The organism is Pseudomonas sp. Root569 (genome assembly GCF_001427465.1).
Taxonomy (GTDB): Bacteria; Pseudomonadota; Gammaproteobacteria; order Pseudomonadales; family Pseudomonadaceae; genus Aquipseudomonas; species Aquipseudomonas synxantha.
Map to the genome: position 1 here is coordinate 1 of NZ_LMGQ01000021.1, position 2445 is coordinate 2445.

Annotated in this window: 1 protein-coding gene and 1 pseudogene; both read right to left on the bottom strand. The window is 62.3% G+C overall.

The features are described 5' to 3' along the window. Positions 1-1907, bottom strand: a 1907-nt coding sequence (locus ASD70_RS15575) for a condensation domain-containing protein (RefSeq protein ID WP_236708720.1), incomplete at both ends; no start/stop codon positions are given. Position 1908: 1 nt separating this feature from the next. Continuing rightward, positions 1909-2445: pseudogene (locus ASD70_RS29505) on the bottom strand (AMP-binding enzyme); the annotation flags it as partial.

Genomic DNA, 2445 nt, shown 5'->3' on the forward strand with positions numbered 1-2445 from the left:
CCGCACCAGATGCCGGGCCAGGCGGTTGGCCCGGGCGTTGAGTTCGGCATAGGTCAGTTGACGGTCTTCGAAGAGCAAGGCCGGCGCTGAAGGTTGCTGTGCTACCTGGGCTTCGAACAGTTGGTGAACCCGCTGCTCACTGGGGTAATCGAGAGTGGCGGTGCTCCAGTCATGCAGCATCAGGTGATGTTCTTCGCGGCCCAGCATGTCCAGTTCACCGAGGCGTTGCTGCGAGTCACGCACGATCGCCTGCAACAGGTTCTGCCAATGCGCGGCCAGGCGGCGGATGGTCGAGGCCTCAAACAGATCGATGGCGTAGGTAAGGGTTGCCTGCAGTGTGTCGGTGGACTCGAAGGTGTCCAGCGAGAGGTCGAACTGAGTGCTGGGCAACGTGCCTTCCAGCACTTCGAGGCTCAGGCCAGGTAGCGTGACGCGGGTTTGCGGTTGCACGCTGGCATGGTTGTACATCACTTGGAACAGCGGGCTGTGGCTGAGGCTGCGTTGTGGCTGCAGTGCTTCGACCAATTGCTCGAATGGCAGGTCCTGGTGAGCCTGGGCCTGCAAGGCATGCTGTTTGACCTGTTGCAGCAACTCGACAAACCGCACCTGGCCGTCGAGCGTTGCGCGCAGTACCTGGGTGTTGACGAAAAATCCGATCAATCCCTCGGTTTCCACGCGGTTGCGGTTGGCAATCGGCACGCCGACACGGATATCGGTTTGCCCGCTGTAGCGATGCAACAGGGTCTGGAACGACGCCAGCAATAGCATGAACAAGGTCACGCCTTGCTCACGTGCCAATTGCTTGAGCGCCTGATTCAGCTCGCGGTCCAGCACCAGTTCCAGTTGCCCACCTCGGTAGCTTTGCTCGGACGGCCGGACGTGGTCGGTAGGCAGTTCCAGCACCGTTTGCTCATCGCCCAGTTGACCGGTCCAGTAGGCCAGTTGGCGCTCGCGTTCCCCAGCGTCCATCCATTGACGTTGCCACACGCCATAGTCAGCGTATTGGATGGGCAGTTCGGGCAGGCTGACATCCTGTTGCCGGCTGAACCCCGCATACAGGGCGACCAACTCCTGGATCATCACATTAATCGACCAACCGTCGGAGACGATATGGTGCTGAGTGATGATCAGCACGTGATCGTCAGGTGCCAGTCTCAGCAACTTGACCCGCAGCAGCGGGCCGTGCTGCAAGTCGAACAACTGTCGGGTCTCGTCTTCGATACACGCACGTATCGTCTGCGCGTCGGCGTCCGGGCACGCCTCGATGGTCATTGCCAGGTGAGCATGGGAGGCAATCCGTTGCACGGTGCGTTCACCTTCCTGGGAGAACGAGGTGCGCAGGCTCTCATGGCGGGCAATCAGGCCGTCAAAGCTGCGTTGCAGGGCCTGGGTGTCCAGGTGGCCGCGCAGGCGCAGGGCTGCCGGGATGTGGTAGGCCGTGCTGTCAGGATCCAGTTGCCAGAGGAACCACTGGCGTTCCTGGGCATAGGACAGAGGCAGCGGCTGATCGCGCTCAACCCGCACCAATGGCGGCTCATGGCGCGCCGGCTCCTGCGCCAGGCTGGCGACGAACGTATGCAGGGTGCTGGACTCGAACAGGTTGCGCAGGGGCACATCGGTGTTCAGGGCGTGGCGCACCCGGGAGATGACCTGGGTGGCCAACAGGGAATGACCGCCCAGCTCGAAGAAGTCGTCGTTCAGGCCCACACGTTCCAGTTTGAGCACGTCTTGCCAGATGGCTGCGATCCGCTGCTCCAGCGGGCTTTGCGGCGCCACGTAAGCTTTTTGCAACAGGCTCGCATCGGGTTTCGGCAGGGCCTTGCGGTCCAGCTTGCCGTTGGGGCTCAGGGGCAGTTGATCGAGGAAGATCAATTGCGCCGGCACCATGTAGTCGGGCAAGTGTTCGCNTTCCAGCTTGCCGTTGGGGCTCAGGGGCAGTTGATCGAGGAAGATCAATTGCGCCGGCACCATGTAGTCGGGCAAGTGTTCGCCCAGGCGCTGTTTGATCTCGCTGCGCAGTTCATCGGCTTCGCGGGTTTCGGTCGGTACGGCATAGGCGACCAATTGACCATCGGCGGCGATCACCACGGCTTCGCGCACGCAGTCCAGTTCCATCAGGCGGGTTTCGATTTCCCCCAACTCGATACGCAGGCCGCGGATTTTCACCTGGTGGTCGATACGCCCACGGTATTCGATCACGCCGTCAATGCGATAGCTGGCCAGGTCGCCGGTGCGGTACAGGCGTTGACCGTCCCCAAACGGGCTGGTCATGAAGCGCTCGGCGGTCAGGGTCGGGCGACGGTGGTAACCGCGGGCCAGGCCTGCACCGCCCAGGTACAGCTCGCCGATCACCCCGGGCGGCACCGGTTGCAGCTCGGCGTCGAGGATGTAGGTGCTGAGGTTGGCAATCGGCTGGCCGATGGGCACGCTGGCCTTGCCTTCTTC